The organism is Bradyrhizobium sp. A11 (assembly GCF_042077125.1).
GTDB classification, from domain to species: Bacteria; Pseudomonadota; Alphaproteobacteria; order Rhizobiales; family Xanthobacteraceae; genus Bradyrhizobium; species Bradyrhizobium japonicum_B.
On the sequence record NZ_CP149509.1, the window covers coordinates 5,161,821 to 5,178,229 of the forward strand.

Genomic DNA, 16,409 nt, shown 5'->3' on the forward strand with positions numbered 1-16,409 from the left:
AGCCTAAGCCTGACCGAACCTCGGCTTGCGCTTCTCCTTGAAGGACATGGTGGCCTCCTTGTGATCCGCTGTCTCGAACGTGACCTGCTCGAGCGCCATTGACGCCTCCAGCAACATGTTCACGCGATCCTTCACGATCTGGTTGATCGACAGCTTGGTCCAGCGGATCGCCCAGGTCGGGCCGTTCGCCAGTTCAATGGCGATTTCCCGCGCCTTGCCCAGCACGTCGGCACGAGGAACCACGTGATTGACCAGGCCAATCCGTTCGGCTTCCCTGCCCTTGAGCAGCGTGCCGCGGATCAGGAACTCCTTGGCCTTGTTGATGCCGACCAGCAACGGCCAGATCACGGTGCCGCCGTCTCCGGCGACCAGCCCGACGCGGGAGACATGCGTGTCGCCGATGCGGGCGTCCTCGGACATGACCGTGATATCGCACAGCAGCGCATGGGTCGCAGCCAGCCCGATGGCATCGCCGTTGATCGCCGCGATGATGGGCTTGTCGAGCTCGAGCTGCCGGGTGACGCCGCGGCGGCTGATCATGGGATCATGGATCTCCCCCTCCTCCAGAACGTCCCCGCCGGGCCGCTCCGACATCGCCTTGACGTCGCCGCCGACGCTGAAGAAATCGCCGGCGCCGGTGAGCACTACGACGTTGACGGCGTGATCGTCGGCCAAATCGTCCCAGATCGTCCTGAGTTCGCGGATCAGTTTCTGATTGATGGCGTTACGCGCCTCCGGCCGGTTCAGCGTGACCGTCGCGACTTTGTCCGCGACCTCGACTTTCAGGCATTCGTATTTGGCGTAGATCGACACGGTTTCCTCCGTTTTGGCTCATCGCTTCTCGTTCAGGGGCGCATGCCCGGCTGCATCTCGGCAAGCGCCACCTGCAGCGACATCGCACCGGGATCCTGTTCCAGCATGCGCTGCACTGACTCGAGATGGGTACGCATCAGGCGTGACGCAGTCGCTGCATTTCGTGCCCGGAGCGCCGTCAGAAACTTTCGACGCGTTTCCACCAACCGCGCCATCGCGACACCGCTCGACACCACCTTGGCATAGACGAACCGCATGTGGATCTCGGTGACCGCATCGAGAATCATCGCGATCACCTTGTTCCCGGTCGCAACCGCAAGCAGCTTGTAGAACTCGCGCGAGCATTCGACGCGGTCGAGCAGACGCCCCTCCTGCGTCGCCAGCTCCGTGCGCTCGATGTTGGCCTCGAGCGCGTCGAAATCGACCGGCTTGCCATTGGCACAGGCCAGCCGAACCACGAGATCCAGCACGTCAATCCGCGCCTCGGACAGCTCGCGCACGGAGATCGTGCCCAGACTCAGCATGTCGCGCATGACGAGATTCATGCGGCCGGTATCGCCCTCGCGCACAAAAGCGCCGCCTTTCACGCCTTTTCGCAGCCGAAGCACTCCGGCCATCTCCAGGCTCCGCAGAGCTTCACGCAGGACGTTACGGCTCACCCCTAACTGCTGGGCCAGGTCGCGCTCCGGCGGCAATTTGTCACCGGGTTTGAGAACGCCCAACGCGAGCTGCTCCCTGATCCTCTCGCAGATTTCCTCGAATGCCCGACGCGTATGGATCGGCCGGAATTTCGGCGCCGTTGGCGCCCCTGCCACGCGGCTATCCGCGGGGCGGTCGCGTCGGCCCGATGTTCCGGACTTTGGGGGAGTGGATGTCTGCGGTCTTGACTTCATCATCATGGCAATGATTATTAAATGGATCACCCATTAAATGGAAGCTCTTTCTTTGGAGCTTTCTCCCAAGGAAACGCCGCGATGAGTTTCACCGAAGAGCAAACCGCGTTCCGCGAGAGCATCCGCCGGATGGTGGCCAGACATGTGGCCCCGATCGCGGCGGAGATCGACGAGACCGATCGTTTCCCGACCGAACTGGTGAAACTGTTCGGCGAGATGGGATTGATGCAGCTCTGGGTACCCGAGCAGTACGGTGGCCCCAATGGCAACCTCACCATGATGTGCATCGCGCGGGAGGAGATATCGAAGGTCTCTCCCGCCTGCGCGTCCATTGCCGGACTCAACACCATGTTCATCATGCCGCTGCTCCATTTCGGCTCGGAGGAGCAGCGCCGCAAGTTCCTGCCGATCATCGCCAAGGGCGGCGTGGTTACGGCAATCGCGATCTCCGAGCCGCAGGCCGGCTCCGACGTCACCGCCCTCAACACGCGCGCGCAGAAGGATGGCGACAGCTACATCCTGAACGGCCGGAAGCAGTGGTGCAGCTATGGCGTGGAGGCAGAGTTCATCGTGTTGATGGCCCGGACCGGCGACGGGCCGGGCGCCGACGGCATCAGCGCCTTCATCATCGAGCCAAAGAAGATGCCGGGCGTGTCGTTCGGCCGACATGAGCGCAAGATGGGTTTTCGCGGCGCGCCCAATACGCCGATCTTCCTCGACAATGTGCGGGTGCCCGCCGAAAATCTCGTTGGGGAAGAGGGCAAGGGCTTTCGTGCCTCGATGCGGGCGCTCGATCTCAATCGCCCGACGATCGGCGCTCAGTCGGTCGGTCTGGCCCAAGGTGCGCTCGACGCCTGCCTTGCCTACGCCAAGGAGCGGAAGCAGTTCAGAAAGTCGATCTCCGAATTCCAGGGCGTGCAGTTCATGCTCGCAGACATGGCGATCCAGATCGAGGCCGCGCGCGCGCTCGTCTATGAATGCGCACGGGCCGGCGATGAAGGCGACTGGAAGCGCCTGAATCTGCTTGCCAGCATGGCGAAATGCTTCGGCAGCGATGTGGCTATGAAGGTGACGACTGACGCCGTCCAGATATTCGGCGGCTATGGCTACACCATGGACTACCCCGTCGAGCGAATGATGCGCGACGCGAAGCTGACTCAGATCTTCGAGGGAACCAATCAGATCCAGCGCGTGGTAATCGCCCGCGAGCTGTTGCGATAGATCTCAAGTAATAGAACTCGGGGGAAACGTCGTGGCGTTTGGAGTTTCGGAAGCACGCGAAAGAAATAGCTGATCCGATATTCTCCGGCAGTCAGCGGGGAAAACACGGTACCAACACTCTCCTCCTGGACTATCGCCAATCCGAGAATGCTCAGCTGCTCATCAGCGGCGCCATCGCCATGTTTGCGCCATGCCCCCGAGAAGGTAACGCAGTCAGCATACGCCCATGTAGTCGGAAGGCGACCGGAGGGACAGCTGCAATGTTAGTGTCCGGAACCGCGCCTCTTGAACCAGCTCTTCACGTTACCGACCGTAACCGGCATCATCTCAGATGCCGTTCTCGGCGACTGGCTGGCCGAGGAAGTGAGTCGCTCGCTTTCACGATCGAACCTGACCTCCGACATCGCTCGACCAATAAAGGTGAGAGCGCGCTGTTCACGTCCAGATCCCGACGGTATATCCGCCGCAATTTTTCGATCTTGGATTTACAGGATAGTTTGCGCCGTACGAAGTCTTGGCGATTTCGCTAGCTATCAGAGTCGATTGACTGAATAGTTTGCAGAAGTGGCAAGAATCTCAAATCTCCATTGCATGTACTCCACGGTATAATTCACATACCGTGAGTGATGCGAAAAGCAGTGGTTCGGCCCCCGACCGGGCCAAAAAGTCAATCGATCGGGGCACGACGAGTGTGCCAGTCCGTCACCGACTGGAACGCATGCCCGGCGCGGGCGAGCACATCCTCCGACAGGTGCGGGCCGACGAGCTGCATGCTCAGCGGCAGGTTATCCGACGCCATGCCATTCGGCAGCGTGATAGTCGGACTGCCCGAGAAGTCGAACACCGCGGTGAAGCGCAAGATGCTGAGCAGCACGTTCGGATCCGCGCCGTACTCGCCCATCTTGGTCAGCGTCGGAATCGGCACGGGCATGGTGGGGATCAGGAGCAGGTCGATATCGGCAAACAGGGCCGCCAAGCTGCCGCAGAACTTCAGCCTCTCGTGATGGATCTGCGCGATCTCGACGCCGCTCATCGATCTGCCCTGCTCGATCAACTGCGCTAGATCGGGGCCGTATTCCGACTTCCGGGACGGATAGGTTTCGAGATGCGCCTCTGCGGTCTCGATCGAACACATCGGAATCCACATGCTTACGAGCTTCTCGTAGGCCGGGAACTTGACTTCGCGGATATCGGCGCCAAGCGCAGCGAGCGTCCGCTCGGCTTCCAGCAACGCGGCGGCCACTTGCGGATCGATTCCGTTCTGGGTGTAGCTGCGGTCTACGCCGATCCGCAGGCCTCGGACCCCGCCACCGATACCTGCGAGATAGTCCGGCACCGGCGCCTGCAGGGCCGTCGGATCGTTGACATCGGCGCCGGCGATGACGCCGAGCATGGCGGCTGCATCGGCTGCGCTCCGGCACATCGGCCCGGCATGATCGAGCGAATCCGCCAGGGGGAAGACTCCATAGCGGCTGACGCGTCCCCAGGTCGGCTTGATCCCGGTCAGGCCGCATGTTGCCGACGGAAACCGGATTGAGCCGCCGGTGTCGCTACCGATCGAGCCGAAGCAGAGCCCCGCCGACGTCGCCACGCCCGATCCGCTCGAGGACGAGCCGACCCAGTAATCGACACCCCAGGGATTGAGCGGCGCCTGGTCGTTCGGATGGTGGCTGGTGTAGGCGCCCTCGGTCATTTTTAGCTTGCCAAGCGTGACGGCGCCGGCCTGTTCGAGCCGGTCCACGATCGTCGCGTTGAAGGACGGGACGAATTTGGCGTGGATCATGGTGCCACCGGCCGTCGGCGCAAAGGTCGTGTAGCAGAGGTCCTTCAGTCCGATCGGCACGCCGTGCAGCGGCCCGCGCCAGATGCCCTTGGCGAACTCGGCGTCACAGCGCTTCGCCTGTGCGATGGCGCGCTCGGCAAGGACGAGCGCATAGCCGTGGAATTTGCCGTCGAGCCTGGCGATCCGGCTCAGCATGGCCTCGGTCACTTTCGAGGGCAGAAGCTCGCCGCGACGAAACAGCTCGGAGAGCTCGGTGATCGACTTGTAGTGGATTGGATCTGCTGACATCTGACAGCCCTGTTATTGTCGGAAAACGGCCCTGCCCGCCGCCGCCGCTGGCGGCCCGGTTTCGCCGCTGCGCGGCTCGGAATACGCCTAAAACTGCACCCCGCGCGTGAGCGCACCGTCGACCACGAGGTTGGTCCCGGTGATAAAGCTCGCAGCCTTGCTGGCAAGAAAGACCGCGCCGTTTGCCATTTCCTGCGGCGTGCCCATGCGGCCGGTCGGATTGAGCGCCAGCGCAGTCTTGTACAGCTCGGGATTGCCGTCCTTGATCTGATTCCAAACGCCGCCCTCGAAATAGGTGTTGCCCGGCGACACCGAGTTGGCGCGGATGCCCTTGCCGGCAAGCTGGAAGGCGAGCCCCTGCGTGTAGTGGATGATCGCGGCCTTGAATGTGCCGTAGGGACCGCTGGCGAAATCGACCTCGCGGCCCGACACGCTGGAGATGGTGACGATCGCGGCGGCCATGCTCTTCTCCAGGTATGGCATCGCCGCATTGATCAGCCGCACCGTGCCCATCATGTCGGTGGAGAACTCCTTCTCCCAGCTCTCCTCGTCCTGCCCGATCGATAACGCGCTGACATTGGCGACGACAATGTCGATGCCGCCGAGCTTGGTGGCCATATCCTCTACCCAGGCCTTGAGCGCCGGACCATTGGAAACGTCGACCGAGCCGCCGAACGCGGCGACGCCCTTCGCCTTGATCGCAGTGACTGCGCTATCGACGTCAGCCTGGTTGCGCGCGCAAATGCCGACATTGGCCCCTTCTGCCGCGAAGGTGTCGGCGATCGCCCTGCCGATCCCCTTGGTGCTACCTGTGACGAGAACCTTTGCGCCCTTGAGTCCGAGATCCATGTTCGTTCCCTCCCTATTGACGACTTGAAAGTACGCCTGAGGCCGTTCAGAGCAGAAGCTGTTCGCGCACGTTGTCCTCGTTGACCTCGGCGCCCGCGAGCGACCGCGTAATCTTGCCCTTCTCCATGATGTAGCAGCGTTGGGCGATCGCCAGGATCGTGTCGAGGTTCTGCTCGACGAAGACGATGGTGGTTCCGAGCTCGTTGCGGAACGACCGAAGCGCCTCACAGATGTGCTGAACGATCGACGGCTGGATACCCTCGGAGGGCTCGTCCAGGATCATCAGAGACGGATTGCCGATCAGCGCGCGACCGATGGCGAGCTGCTGTTGCTCGCCGCCCGACATGGTGCCGGCTGCCTGCCGACGGCGCTCCTTGAGCCGCGGAAAATACTCGTAGACGAGCTCCGGCAACTTCTTGCCTCCGGGACCGCCGATCAAGCGACCGACCTCGAGGTTTTCTTCGACCGTCATCTGCGGAAACACGTCGCGCCCCTGCGGGATGTAACCGAAGCCCGCCCTCGCCCGTGCGTCGGCCTCCAGCGAGGTCACGTCTTGTCCGACGAAACTGATGGTGCCGCGCCAGGTCTGGAGCAGCCCGATGATGCATCGCATCAGGGTCGACTTACCGACGCCGTTGCGGCCGATCACGCCGACGATCTCGCCCCGCGAGACCGACATGGTCACCCCCTGCAGGATCGGTGTCGCACCGTATCCGGCCCATAGTTCCGAAACGTCCAGAATCCGGTCGGCGGCATCGGGCTTAGTGAGCATGGGTTTTCCCGAGATAGATTTCAGCGACCTTCTCGTCCTGCAGGATGCTCTCGAGATTGCCCCGAGCGAAAATCTTACCGAGATGCAGCACTGTGACGCGCTGGGCGACCTGGCGCACGAAGGCCATGTCGTGCTCGACCACGAGCACCGTCATGCCTTCTGCGTTGAACGACTTGATCAGTTCGCCGGTCTTGAAGGTCTCCTCCGGAGACATGCCGGCGGTCGGCTCGTCCAGCAACAGCAGTTGCGGCTTCAGCGCCAGCGCCATTCCTATTTCGAGCCATTGCTGCTGGCCGTGCGACAGCGCGCCTGCGAGCTTGTCGCAATCCGCCGCGAGATTGAGCAGCGTCAGCAGGCGGTCTTCCTCGGCGATGCGTTCCGGGCCCGACAGACGCTCCTGCAGCGCGGTCTGGATGTTCTGGCGGACAGGCAATTCCTTGAAGACGCTCGGGGCCTGCATCTTGATGCTCATGCCCCGCTGCACCCGCGCGTAGGGCCGCTCGGCCGTGATATCGACGGTGTCGAACAGGATGTTGCCCTCGGTCGGCGGATAGAGGCCGACGATCAGCTTGAACAGCGTGCTCTTGCCAGCGCCGTTGGGTCCGATCAGGCAGTGGATCTCGCCAGCATTGACCGTGAGGTCGACGCCCGAGACCGCCGTCAGCCCGCCGAAGCGCTTCGAAACGCCCTTAACTTCGACCAAAGCCATGATCAGGACTCTTCCGGTTGCAGGCGGCCGGCTTCGGCTACGTCGCTGCGCCGCCGGCGTGCCTGCCACCAGTCGGCGGCGAGCTTGCCGATGCCGAGCACGAAGCCTTGCGGCGCCAGCATCACGGTGGCGAGCAGCAGCGCCCCCATCAGCACCAGCGCCGCCTGCTGGCTGTAGACGGTGATGGTCTGAAAGCCGAAGAGAAGCAGGAACGACCCAACCAGCGTTGCAGTCAGATCGCTGCGCCCGGAGAAGGCCACCCATACGATCGGCATCGCGGCCGCCGGCAAGCCGATGCTGGATGGCGTGATGAACTGCCCCCAGGATGTGTAGAGCGCGCCGCTGAGGCCGGCGAGGCCGCTGCCGATCACGAAGGTCAGCAGCTGATATTTGCGGACGTCGTAGCCCAGCATCTCCGCACGCTGGGGATTCTCCCGCGTCGCCACGATGACGTTGCCAATGCCCGAGTTCACCAGCATGCGCAGCGCGAGATAGACGATCACAATCAGTGCGACCATGACGTAGTAGAGCGCCGATCCCTCGACGTAGACGTCCCCCACCGTTAGAGGGTCCATACCCTTCATGCCGTTGAAGCCGTTCAGCCGCGCCGAGCCGATGTGCCATTCCGGTCCGGCCGTTTGTCCGAGGAAGAAGGCGAGCACCAGCGTTGCGGACAGCGTTACGATGCCGAAGAAGATGCCGTTGATGCCGCCCCAGATCATGAAATAGCCGAGGATGCCCGCCGCGATCATCGCGATGGCAACGGAGAGCACGAGCGCGGCGATCGTCGCGGTGCCGCCGCCCATGTTGATCGCAAGCACGCCGTAACCGTAACCGGCGATGCCAAAGAACAGGGTCTGGCCGAACGACAGCATGCCGCCATAGCCCCACATCAGGCAGAGGCCGAGCGCCATGAAAATCCAGATCAGGAAGTAGGCGAAATTGCCGACATCGTAGGAGTCGGCGAACAGCGGGTAGGCCAGCGCTCCCCCCAACACAACGAGGAAACAGGTCCAGAACATCCTGCCGCGTCCGAGCGTCTGTGGGCCTTCGAGCAGCTTCAACATCAACGTTTCCCCCTAGCGCCCACGACGAACCAGCACGCTGGAGAGCCCTTCGGGCAACACGCGAATGATCAGGATGACGGCCACCAGCATACCGATCTGCCCTATTATCTGGCCGTAGCTAGCGTTTAGCGCCATCCGGATCATCGCCAGGAAGACGGCGGCCGGCGCCGTTCCGAGCAGCACGTTGGCTCCTCCGATCACGACGGTCACAAAACTCTCGACCACGAAGGTCGCCCCCATGGTCGGGATCAGCGTCATGGTCGGCGCGTAGAGCGCTCCGCACAGTCCAGCGAGGCCGGTGCCGATTCCGAAGCTGATGGCATAGATGCGACCGGTGCGGGCGCCGAGCGCCTTCGCCATCGCCGCATTCTGCATGGTCGCGCGGGCGATCACGCCGAACCGCGTCTTCATGAAGATGATGTAGAGACCGGCCAGCACCGCCACGGCGCAGCCGAACAGCACGAGGCGATAGGTCGAGAACGTGTAGCCGCCGATGGCAAAACTTCCCTCGGGCGTTCCGATGCCGCGCACGGCGGAGCCGACGATCAGGAGCATCGACTGCGTCACGATCAGGCTGAGCCCCCAGGTCGCAAGCAGCGAATCCAGCGGCCGCTTGTAGAAGCGCCGCACCACCAGGAACTCGACGAGGACACCGATGAGACCCGCGGTCACTGCGGCCAGGATCTGGGCGATCGCGAGCGGCACGCCGAGGTTCACCAGGCCAACGGTGACATAGGCGCCGCACATGATGAACTCGCCATGCGCCATGTTGATGACGCCCATCATGCCGAACACGATGGCGAGGCCTGCGGCCGAGAGAATGAGGAACGCGAACACGTCGGCGAACTGGTAGAACAGCGAAAACAACTCAGCCGACATCTTGGTCCCCTTGCCGTTCCCGGCACCGCATCGTTGCGGTGCCGGCCTTGTTCGAGATCGTGACATTCATCACGAGCAAGTTCCGTGCCCGCGTGTCACGACTTCTTGGGGAGATGGCTCGGCGTGTACTGATCCTTGTCGTTCTTCTTGGTCAGATCGCAGCCGATCTCGCCCAGCCAGTACGGCTGGATCGTGCCGTAGTCTTTCTCGACCTTCACCTCGTGCTTCGGCCCGACCGAGATCAGGCGCATGCGGTGCGAGGTGTGCTGGCTCTTCGGATCGATGCAGACCTTGCCCTCGGGAGCGTCGATGCAGGCATCGCCGGTCGCGATCACCTTGCGCATGTCCTCGAGCTTGGTCGACTTCGCCTTCTCGACCAGTGTCTTGTACATGTAGAGCGCGTTATAGGCGTTGTAGCCCATGTCGTTGATGTAGAGCTCGTCGGGGAATTTGGCGCGCCAGCGCTTCTTGAACTCAGTCGCCTCCGGCGTGTCGATCTCCTCGAACCAGTTCGCGGTCGCGTGCATGTTGTTGAGTGCCGGCGGCTTGAAGCGCTTGTGCTCGAAGCCGAGCATGACCTTGATCGACGAGCCCATCGGCAGGTTGAGGTTGGCCGCGGCCGCCTGCTCGAAGAACGAATCCTGCGCGGCACCGACGTTGATCGTCAGCAGCCAGTCGGGCTTTGCCTTCTGGATGTTCTGGATGGTCTGCGCGAACTGCGACACGCCGAGCGGGATGAACTCCTCACCGACGACCTCGCCGCCGAGATCCTTCATGATCTTGCGGTTCCACTCCGCCGAGATCTGACCGAAATTGTAGTCGGCGGCGATGACATAGACCTTCTTGCCGAATTTCTCGACCATCCAGGGAATCAGCGTCGAGAACTGCTGCTCCGGCACCGCGCCCATGCTGATCATGCTGGCGTCGCAGACGCCGCCTTCGTACTGGTTGGTGTAGAAGTACGGCGTCGTGGTCCGATCGACGATCGGACGCAGCGCCTCGCGCGAGGCAGAGGTGATGCCGCCGATCAGCAGGTCGACCTTGTCGCGGTTGAGCAGACGCCGGCCAAACTCCTGATAGCGCGCATTGTCGCCCTGCGGATCGAGATGGATGAGCTCGATCTGCCGGCCCAGAATGCCGCCGCTCTTGTTGATTTCCTCCACGGCGAGCTGCGAGCCGTGCAGCTTCGGCATACCCATGAAAGCGAGGTCGCCCGACACGTCCTCGAGCAGACCTATCTTCAGCGGCGGTTCCGCTGCATGAGCGCCAACGATCGATGCTGCCGTACCGAGCATCGCGCCGAGCAGAATAGCACGCAACTTACGTCCCGAATTCATCGTGATGTCCCCTGTTGTTGAAAGTGCTGACGTCATGGCTTGAGGTAATTCTTCAGGATCGATGCCCCCATCGTGTATTTGGGGTCGACCATGTTGCCGAGGCGCATGCGGCCGGCCTGGCTGAGCAGCATGTAGGCGTCGATCTCATCGAAGCCGTAATCGGCCGCCATCCACCGCACGAGCTCGCGATAGGCGATGCGGGCCGCGTCCTCGAGCGGACGCGCGCTGCCGATCGTCATGATGAAGTCCTTGGTCTCGAGCCTCGGCCAGGCAAAGGTCCAGTCCTTGATCAGGTCGACCTGCAGCGTGACGGTCGCGCGCTGCTCCAGCGCCACGCCGGAGAGCTCACCGTCGCCCTGCGTGGCGTGGCAGTCGCCGACGTAGAGCATCCCGCCGTCGGTGTGCACCGGGAAATAGATGATGGCGCCGGGCGCGACGTCGGGAAGATCCATGTTGCCGCCGTGATAGTCCGGCTGCAGCGAAGAGATCGCCTCGATCTCCGGCGAGACGCCGATCGTGCCGATGAAGGGCTCGTAGGGCAGCGTGAGCCTGTCGTTCCAGCGCACGCCGTTCCTGTCGACACGCACTTTCTTCACGCGTTCCGGCAGCGGCGGATTGAGCAGCGCCGTCGAGCCTGTCCCGACCAGTCCGCCGAATTCAGGGATGATGCAGGTCGTGCCGGCCGGCTGCTCGCCGCGAGTCTCGACGTCGCGAATGTAGATCGCAAGGCAATCGCCCTTCCTGGCGCCATTCACCGCGATCGGCCCACATTGCGGATTGAGATAGGGAAAGTTCAACTTCGCGGTAGGGCTGTCGGTCTCCTTGGTAAGCGCGCCACCAAAGGCATCTTCGGTCTCTACGACGACCACTCCGCCGGGATCTATCGACAGGGTCGGCTTGGCATAAGGACCGTAGACGTAGTGGAAGCCGCCCTGCTGCTCGATCGAGAGACTATGGGTCGTGCCGCTCGCGCCCTTGGCGACGGCGCGCCTGGCCATGATGGATGTCTTCAACCAGTCTTCGGACATGTGATCGGCTCCTCGATTCAGATCGCGGGATGACGCTTGTGCCAGTCGGTCACGCGCTGGAACGCATCGCCCGCGCGAACGAGGAGTGCCTCGTCGAAATGACGCCCGACGAACTGGAAGCCGACCGGGCCGCCATTCGCCGCGAAGCCGCCGGGCAACGTCACGGTCGGACTTCCCGTCATGTCGAACGGACATGTAAAGCGGAGCAGGCCTCCGATCAGCGAGGCGTCCTCTCCGAGCGCTGCCATCTTGGCAAGCGTCGGCGCCGCAAACGCCTGGGCCGGGATCGCGAGGAGATCGACCGTCTCGAACAGCGCGCGCACAGCGCCGCGAAACGCTTCGCGGCGGAGCACGATCTTCTGGTAGTCCATACCGGACTGTTGCCGTCCGAGATCGAGCAGGCCGGCCAGCGCCGGGCCGTATTCGGCCTTGCGCGCCGGATAGGTATCCTCGTGCGCGACCGCGACTTCGATGCCGCAGAGCGGGAACCAGTCGTCGATGATCGCCTTGGGATCGGGAAACGCAATTTCCTTGATCTTCGCCCCGAGATCGGCCGCCACCCGCAAACCCTCGGCCAGCACCCTGGCCGCATCGCCGTCGGTGCCTTCGCTGGTCCAGCGCCGGTCGACGCCGATCGTCACGTCGCGCAGATCGCCGGTCAGGCCGGCGAGATAATTGGGCACGGCCAGCGGCACCGCTGTTGTATCCTTGGGATCCTGCCCGGCGATCACGCCGAGGATGGCACCGCAATCGACCGCACTCCGCGCCATCGGACCGATGTGGTCCAGCGTCGCCGCAAGCTCGAATGCGCCATAACGGCTGACCCGTCCCCAGGTCGGCTTAAGTCCGGTGACTCCGTTCGCCGCGGACGGAAAGCGGATCGACCCGCCGGTATCGGTACCGAGCGAGCCGAAGCAGAGGCCCGCCGCGGTCGCAACGCCGGAGCCGCTCGAAGAGGCACCGGGCCAGAGATCCGCATTCCACGGATTTCTCGGCGGGTCGATCTTCGGATGATGGTCGGCGTAAGCGCCTTCGGTCTGCTGCAGCTTGCCGAGGATGATCGCGCCGGCATCCTTCAGCCGCGCGACGACCGTTGCATCCTCAGTGGGGCGGAAGTCGCGATGGATCGTCATGCCATGCGCGGCAGGTGCGCCCTTCGCCCAGCAGAGATCCTTCACCGCCACCGGCACACCGTGCAGCGGCCCCTTGATTTTGCCAGAGGCGATCTCCTTCTCGGCCGCGGCTGCTTCCGCAAGCGCCGAGTCGGCCATGACATACGCAAAACTCCTGAGCTTGCCGTCGAGCTCGTCGATCCGGCCGAGCAACGCCTTGGTGACTTCGACCGATGACAGTTCCTTTGCCTGGAGCTTTTGTCCGATCTCGACGAGTCCAAGATAATGGAGATCTGTTGCCGCCATTGCTCCTCATCCTCTTGCTCGACATGACACACCGTCGTCAGGCGCATGCGTCACCGTTCTGGCGATGCGGACGCATCGCCAGCTGTCCTGGCGGCAAAACGAAAAAAGCCACCCGCCCCTCCCGAATGAGGTGACGAATGGCTCAAATGCCGCGGCTATGATCTGTCGCTTAGGGTCCGTGATCGAACGAAGCAATTAGGTAGCAAAGAGCTGGACGTCATCGGCCAGATCAGCGCACGCGAGGTTCGACAGGTCGCCCTGTAGGAGAAAAGTCTAAGTAACTGCCCATCGTGTTGTCAACGATGCTGCCTGCCTAAATTTCGAGAGTGCTGCGCAGCAAAAGGGCAAGCCACTTGCGCTGTCGTCGGCGATGATGATTTCATGTTCGCGTTCCGCGACCGAAAGCCGTCAATGACAAAGCCGTCTGTTCCCGTTGGCATCGTCTGCTCGCAGTCCGGGCCATATCAGGCGATGGGCCGCGAGATCCTCAAGAGCGCGATCATGGCGGTCGACGAGATCAACGGCCAGGCGGAGTTCGACTTCTCGATCGCGCCCCATATCCGCGACCCCCGCGGCATCGTCTCCGAATATCACACGGTCTGCGACGACCTCATCCGCAACGTCGGGGTCGAGCACATCATCGGCTGCTACACCTCGGCCTCGCGCAAGCAGGTGCTCCCAATCGTGGAGCGCACCGATCGCCTGCTCTGGTATCCCGCCCGCTATGAGGGCTTCGAGTGCTCGGACAACGTGATTTATGTCGGCGCCTCGCCCAATCACAACGTGTTGCCTCTGGTCCGCTACGTTCTCGACAATCTGTCTCGGGAATTTTTCTGCGTCGGCTCCAACTACGTCTGGACATGGGAGACCAATCGCGTCACCCGCGAATTGGTCAGCGCGGCAAACGGCCACATCCTCGCGGAACGACTGCTCGAGCTCGGCGAAAGCGCCGTCGGGCACATCGTCGACGAGATCGTTCGCCGAAAGCCGCCAATCGTGTTCAACACTCTGGTCGGAAGCTCGAGCTACGACTTCATCCGCGCCTTCAACGCCGGCACCAAGGCTGCCGGCCTGGAGATTCCCATGCTGAGTTGCAGCCTGTGCGAGCCGGAACTAGCGATCGTCGGGCCTGCATCGGCCGGCTGTATCACGTCGTCAGCCTATTTCGAGAGCATTCGCTTGCCGGAGAACCGCGCCTTCGTCGCGCGCTGGAGGGCTCGCTATGGCGAGGACAGCAGTCCCTCCGTCGACGGTCAATCCGCCTATGTCGCGGTGTATCTGCTGGCGCGCGCTCTGCAGCGCGCGGGCACGTCCGACATTGCCGAAGTGCGGCGCGCCGCGGCGGGATATCGCTACAATTCGCCGCAAGGGCCGGTGTGGATCGACGGCGGCAACAATCATTGCGTCCTTACACCGCGGCTTGCCGTCTCCAACCCGCAAGGACAGTTTGATATCTTCTGGGAAGCCGACGCGCCTGTTAAGCCTGATCCCTACCTGACGCAGCTCGACGTCGCCGTCAGCCCGTCGAAAGAAACCTCGGCGGGCGGCGCATTGCCGAACGCGCCGCATTTGCGGGTTGTGAAATGAGCAGACCGTCTTCATTTTCGCTACGCGGACGCAAGGCTCTCGTCGCCATCAAAGACGAACGCGACGCAACCATCGTGCGACGCCAGTTCGAGCGTCTGGGACTCGAGGGTGTCGCATGGACGCCGGCGGAGCCCGTCGACTTCGCACCGGATTTGTCGTTGATCGACGACGAATTCCTTCCCCTGCTGCAACCGGCGCAACGCGCATTCCTGACGCGATCACCTGTCATCGCCCTGCTCGGCACAGAGACGCCAAGCCGACTCAAGCTAGTGTTCGAACTCGATCCAGCTTCGTTTCTCATCAAGCCGTTGCGATCGGCCGGCATCTATGCAGCTCTCGTCATGGCATTCGAGCGGAACGAACGCACGAGCGAGTTGAAACAACAGATCTTCAAGCTCGAACAGCGTCTGCGGTCACGTCGCATCGTGCTCGCCGCCGTTCTTCAGGTAATGCATTCGCATGCGCTCGCCGAACCTGCTTCCTTTGCACTGATCCGAAGAACTGCGATGGAGCAGCGCAAGACGATCGAAGAACTCTCGGCGGAGATAACGGCAAGGGGCATGCTTCCGCGCGCAACGGGTTAGATTGCTTCCTGCTGGGAACGATCCCGAGACGGAAGAATCGAGATCACCGATGCACAAATCGGTCTATCGGCGTTTCGAGGCGGCGTCCGTTCTTCTCTACGATCGCATGGCGACCTACCGCCCGGACAACATGAGGGTCCACGTCGACTTCAAGCACTATTTCGATGACAGCGCGGCGCAGTTGCCCCAATGCGTCGCCGATGACATTGAACAGAGTGAGAAGAAGCCCACTGACCCAGATACAACAACAGTGAGGAAGCGGTTCTGTCGGGCGGCCTTCGAGACGCCTTTGGCCTCCGCCGTGACGAGCATGGCACATCATCACGATGCCGAGAGTGGACTCGCCACCTGGCCGTCAAAAACACCGTTTGAAAAACTGTTTAGTTCGGCCTTCTCAAACGGTCTCTCTCGCTAAGGTCATGATTTATATGGTGGGCGCACCAAGGCTCGAACCTGGGACCCGCTGATTAAGAGTCTCGCCTTTTAGACGCACTCACAAGTACTTAGCTGTAAACAGGCACCAGAACCGCACTATCCAAATCAATAAGTTATAGTCGAAATGCAAATTGCTCGGCGCGTCTCCAGCACCTGCGACCCCAGCGTCCCGAACGTAAGCAGCAGTAGAAGAGATTCGAAAAGACAATTCGAAATTGATGACCTTTATTGCCGTTTGTACGCGCGGTTTAGGTGGTCAATCGGTGGTCAGGGACTCTTCTTCGGAGATTATGCCGAGCAGCGGTTTATCGGCTAGTGGGCCGCAGCGCAAAAGGAGGCTGCCGAAATATCCTCCTGCGATAGCAATCGCAATACGGAAATAATTCCTAACAGACTGAGATGTCTAGGGGCAAACTGGACATAGACCCGCTGAAAGTTAAACGCGTCTACTTCGGGCGCAAATCGGCCATCAAGGTCGGGAGGTTTTCATCTGCGGGCTTGGACCCAGCTCTTTTCTCTCTGAGGTGTCAGGTCGCGGCAAGAATGGCGATCCCTTCGCCGATACAAGCCAGTATCTCGTCCTGCCGCTCCTCAAGACGGGAGACCGGGCCGCCCACGCCGAGGACCAGATTGCGCCCAAAGTCGCGCTTTGGCAGCAGGACTGCAATCACCCCGGCATCCTGGACGATGATGTGCTTTGAGAACATGTAGCCGTCGCGCCGAATGCCGTTGACTATCTTCATCAA

At 62.1% G+C, this 16,409-nt stretch carries 16 protein-coding genes; 4 read left to right on the forward strand and 12 right to left on the reverse strand.

The genetic code is table 11. The features are described 5' to 3' along the window. Positions 1–3: 3 nt before the first annotated feature. Together WI560_RS24350 and WI560_RS24355 are read right to left on the reverse strand one after the other, a co-directional pair. Positions 4–813 (reverse strand): enoyl-CoA hydratase/isomerase family protein, encoded by an 810-nt coding sequence (locus tag WI560_RS24350; RefSeq protein WP_028137894.1) that lies wholly within the window; start codon positions 811–813, stop codon positions 4–6. Positions 814–845: 32 nt separating this feature from the next. Then, positions 846–1,712, reverse strand: coding sequence for a FadR/GntR family transcriptional regulator (locus WI560_RS24355; RefSeq protein ID WP_375305211.1), 867 nt, complete (start codon positions 1,710–1,712; stop codon positions 846–848). Between the two features lie 75 nt (positions 1,713–1,787). Between WI560_RS24355 and WI560_RS24360 the strand changes: the two genes are divergently transcribed. Beyond that, a complete protein-coding gene (locus WI560_RS24360; protein ID WP_375305212.1) occupies positions 1,788–2,927 on the forward strand; it encodes an acyl-CoA dehydrogenase family protein in 1,140 nt (379 codons plus the stop codon). Between the two features lie 667 nt (positions 2,928–3,594). Here the strand turns inward: WI560_RS24360 and WI560_RS24365 are convergent. The 9 genes from WI560_RS24365 to WI560_RS24405 all read right to left on the reverse strand — a co-directional run bounded on the left by WI560_RS24365 (position 3,595) and on the right by WI560_RS24405 (position 13,057). Beyond that, complete coding sequence (locus WI560_RS24365; RefSeq protein ID WP_375305213.1) at positions 3,595–4,998, reverse strand: amidase; 1,404 nt, start codon at positions 4,996–4,998, stop codon at positions 3,595–3,597. A gap of 87 nt (positions 4,999–5,085) precedes the next feature. Then, positions 5,086–5,847 (reverse strand): SDR family NAD(P)-dependent oxidoreductase, encoded by a 762-nt coding sequence (locus tag WI560_RS24370; RefSeq protein WP_375305214.1) that lies wholly within the window; start codon positions 5,845–5,847, stop codon positions 5,086–5,088. A 46-nt stretch (positions 5,848–5,893) separates the two neighbouring features. Then, positions 5,894–6,619, reverse strand: coding sequence for an ABC transporter ATP-binding protein (locus WI560_RS24375; RefSeq protein WP_375305215.1), 726 nt, complete (start codon positions 6,617–6,619; stop codon positions 5,894–5,896). After that, entirely contained in the window at positions 6,609–7,328 is a 720-nt protein-coding gene (locus WI560_RS24380; protein ID WP_375305216.1) for an ABC transporter ATP-binding protein, read from the reverse strand. The genes WI560_RS24375 and WI560_RS24380 overlap by 11 nt, the downstream gene beginning before the upstream one ends. Positions 7,329–7,330: 2 nt before the next feature. Continuing rightward, positions 7,331–8,395 carry a branched-chain amino acid ABC transporter permease gene (locus tag WI560_RS24385; protein WP_375305217.1) on the reverse strand — a complete coding sequence of 355 codons (1,065 nt, stop codon included), beginning with the start codon at positions 8,393–8,395 and terminating at the stop codon, positions 7,331–7,333. A gap of 12 nt (positions 8,396–8,407) precedes the next feature. After that, a complete protein-coding gene (locus WI560_RS24390) occupies positions 8,408–9,274 on the reverse strand; it encodes a branched-chain amino acid ABC transporter permease (RefSeq protein ID WP_145658868.1) in 867 nt (288 codons plus the stop codon). Between the two features lie 95 nt (positions 9,275–9,369). Next, entirely contained in the window at positions 9,370–10,611 is a 1,242-nt protein-coding gene (locus WI560_RS24395; protein WP_375305218.1) for an urea ABC transporter substrate-binding protein, read from the reverse strand. 32 nt (positions 10,612–10,643) lie between these two features. Further along, positions 10,644–11,639 (reverse strand): acetamidase/formamidase family protein, encoded by a 996-nt coding sequence (locus tag WI560_RS24400; RefSeq protein ID WP_375305219.1) that lies wholly within the window; start codon positions 11,637–11,639, stop codon positions 10,644–10,646. Between the two features lie 17 nt (positions 11,640–11,656). Beyond that, positions 11,657–13,057 carry an amidase gene (locus tag WI560_RS24405; RefSeq protein WP_375305220.1) on the reverse strand — a complete coding sequence of 467 codons (1,401 nt, stop codon included), beginning with the start codon at positions 13,055–13,057 and terminating at the stop codon, positions 11,657–11,659. Positions 13,058–13,468: 411 nt separating this feature from the next. Between WI560_RS24405 and WI560_RS24410 the strand changes: the two genes are divergently transcribed. From WI560_RS24410 to WI560_RS24420, 3 genes are read left to right on the forward strand one after another with little or no spacing between them, the layout of a single operon-like run. After that, positions 13,469–14,644 carry a transporter substrate-binding domain-containing protein gene (locus WI560_RS24410; protein ID WP_375305221.1) on the forward strand — a complete coding sequence of 392 codons (1,176 nt, stop codon included), beginning with the start codon at positions 13,469–13,471 and terminating at the stop codon, positions 14,642–14,644. Continuing rightward, a complete protein-coding gene (locus tag WI560_RS24415) occupies positions 14,641–15,228 on the forward strand; it encodes an ANTAR domain-containing response regulator (protein ID WP_375305222.1) in 588 nt (195 codons plus the stop codon). Before WI560_RS24410 ends, WI560_RS24415 begins: the two co-directional genes overlap by 4 nt. A gap of 49 nt (positions 15,229–15,277) precedes the next feature. Further along, complete coding sequence (locus WI560_RS24420) at positions 15,278–15,643, forward strand: hypothetical protein (protein WP_375305223.1); 366 nt, start codon at positions 15,278–15,280, stop codon at positions 15,641–15,643. Between the two features lie 547 nt (positions 15,644–16,190). On the opposite strand, the gene WI560_RS24425 is transcribed toward WI560_RS24420, so the two are convergent. Further along, on the reverse strand, positions 16,191–16,406 hold the full coding sequence (locus WI560_RS24425; RefSeq protein ID WP_375305224.1) for a hypothetical protein: 216 nt from the start codon (positions 16,404–16,406) through the stop codon (positions 16,191–16,193). Between the last annotated feature and the right edge of the window lie 3 nt (positions 16,407–16,409).

What these genes read in the sequence shown, in the direction of transcription:
- WI560_RS24355 (WP_375305211.1), bottom strand. Translation starts at nt 1,712, where the DNA reads ATGATGATGAAGTCAAGACCGCAGACATCCACTCCCCCAAAGTCCGGA.
- WI560_RS24360 (WP_375305212.1), top strand. Translation starts at nt 1,788, where the DNA reads ATGAGTTTCACCGAAGAGCAAACCGCGTTCCGCGAGAGCATCCGCCGG.
- WI560_RS24365 (WP_375305213.1), bottom strand. Translation starts at nt 4,998, where the DNA reads ATGTCAGCAGATCCAATCCACTACAAGTCGATCACCGAGCTCTCCGAG.
- WI560_RS24370 (WP_375305214.1), bottom strand. Translation starts at nt 5,847, where the DNA reads ATGGATCTCGGACTCAAGGGCGCAAAGGTTCTCGTCACAGGTAGCACC.
- WI560_RS24375 (WP_375305215.1), bottom strand. Translation starts at nt 6,619, where the DNA reads ATGCTCACTAAGCCCGATGCCGCCGACCGGATTCTGGACGTTTCGGAA.
- WI560_RS24380 (WP_375305216.1), bottom strand. Translation starts at nt 7,328, where the DNA reads ATGGCTTTGGTCGAAGTTAAGGGCGTTTCGAAGCGCTTCGGCGGGCTG.
- WI560_RS24385 (WP_375305217.1), bottom strand. Translation starts at nt 8,395, where the DNA reads ATGTTGAAGCTGCTCGAAGGCCCACAGACGCTCGGACGCGGCAGGATG.
- WI560_RS24390 (WP_145658868.1), bottom strand. Translation starts at nt 9,274, where the DNA reads ATGTCGGCTGAGTTGTTTTCGCTGTTCTACCAGTTCGCCGACGTGTTC.
- WI560_RS24395 (WP_375305218.1), bottom strand. Translation starts at nt 10,611, where the DNA reads ATGAATTCGGGACGTAAGTTGCGTGCTATTCTGCTCGGCGCGATGCTC.
- WI560_RS24400 (WP_375305219.1), bottom strand. Translation starts at nt 11,639, where the DNA reads ATGTCCGAAGACTGGTTGAAGACATCCATCATGGCCAGGCGCGCCGTC.
- WI560_RS24405 (WP_375305220.1), bottom strand. Translation starts at nt 13,057, where the DNA reads ATGGCGGCAACAGATCTCCATTATCTTGGACTCGTCGAGATCGGACAA.
- WI560_RS24410 (WP_375305221.1), top strand. Translation starts at nt 13,469, where the DNA reads ATGACAAAGCCGTCTGTTCCCGTTGGCATCGTCTGCTCGCAGTCCGGG.
- WI560_RS24415 (WP_375305222.1), top strand. Translation starts at nt 14,641, where the DNA reads ATGAGCAGACCGTCTTCATTTTCGCTACGCGGACGCAAGGCTCTCGTC.
- WI560_RS24420 (WP_375305223.1), top strand. Translation starts at nt 15,278, where the DNA reads ATGCACAAATCGGTCTATCGGCGTTTCGAGGCGGCGTCCGTTCTTCTC.
- WI560_RS24425 (WP_375305224.1), bottom strand. Translation starts at nt 16,406, where the DNA reads ATGAAGATAGTCAACGGCATTCGGCGCGACGGCTACATGTTCTCAAAG.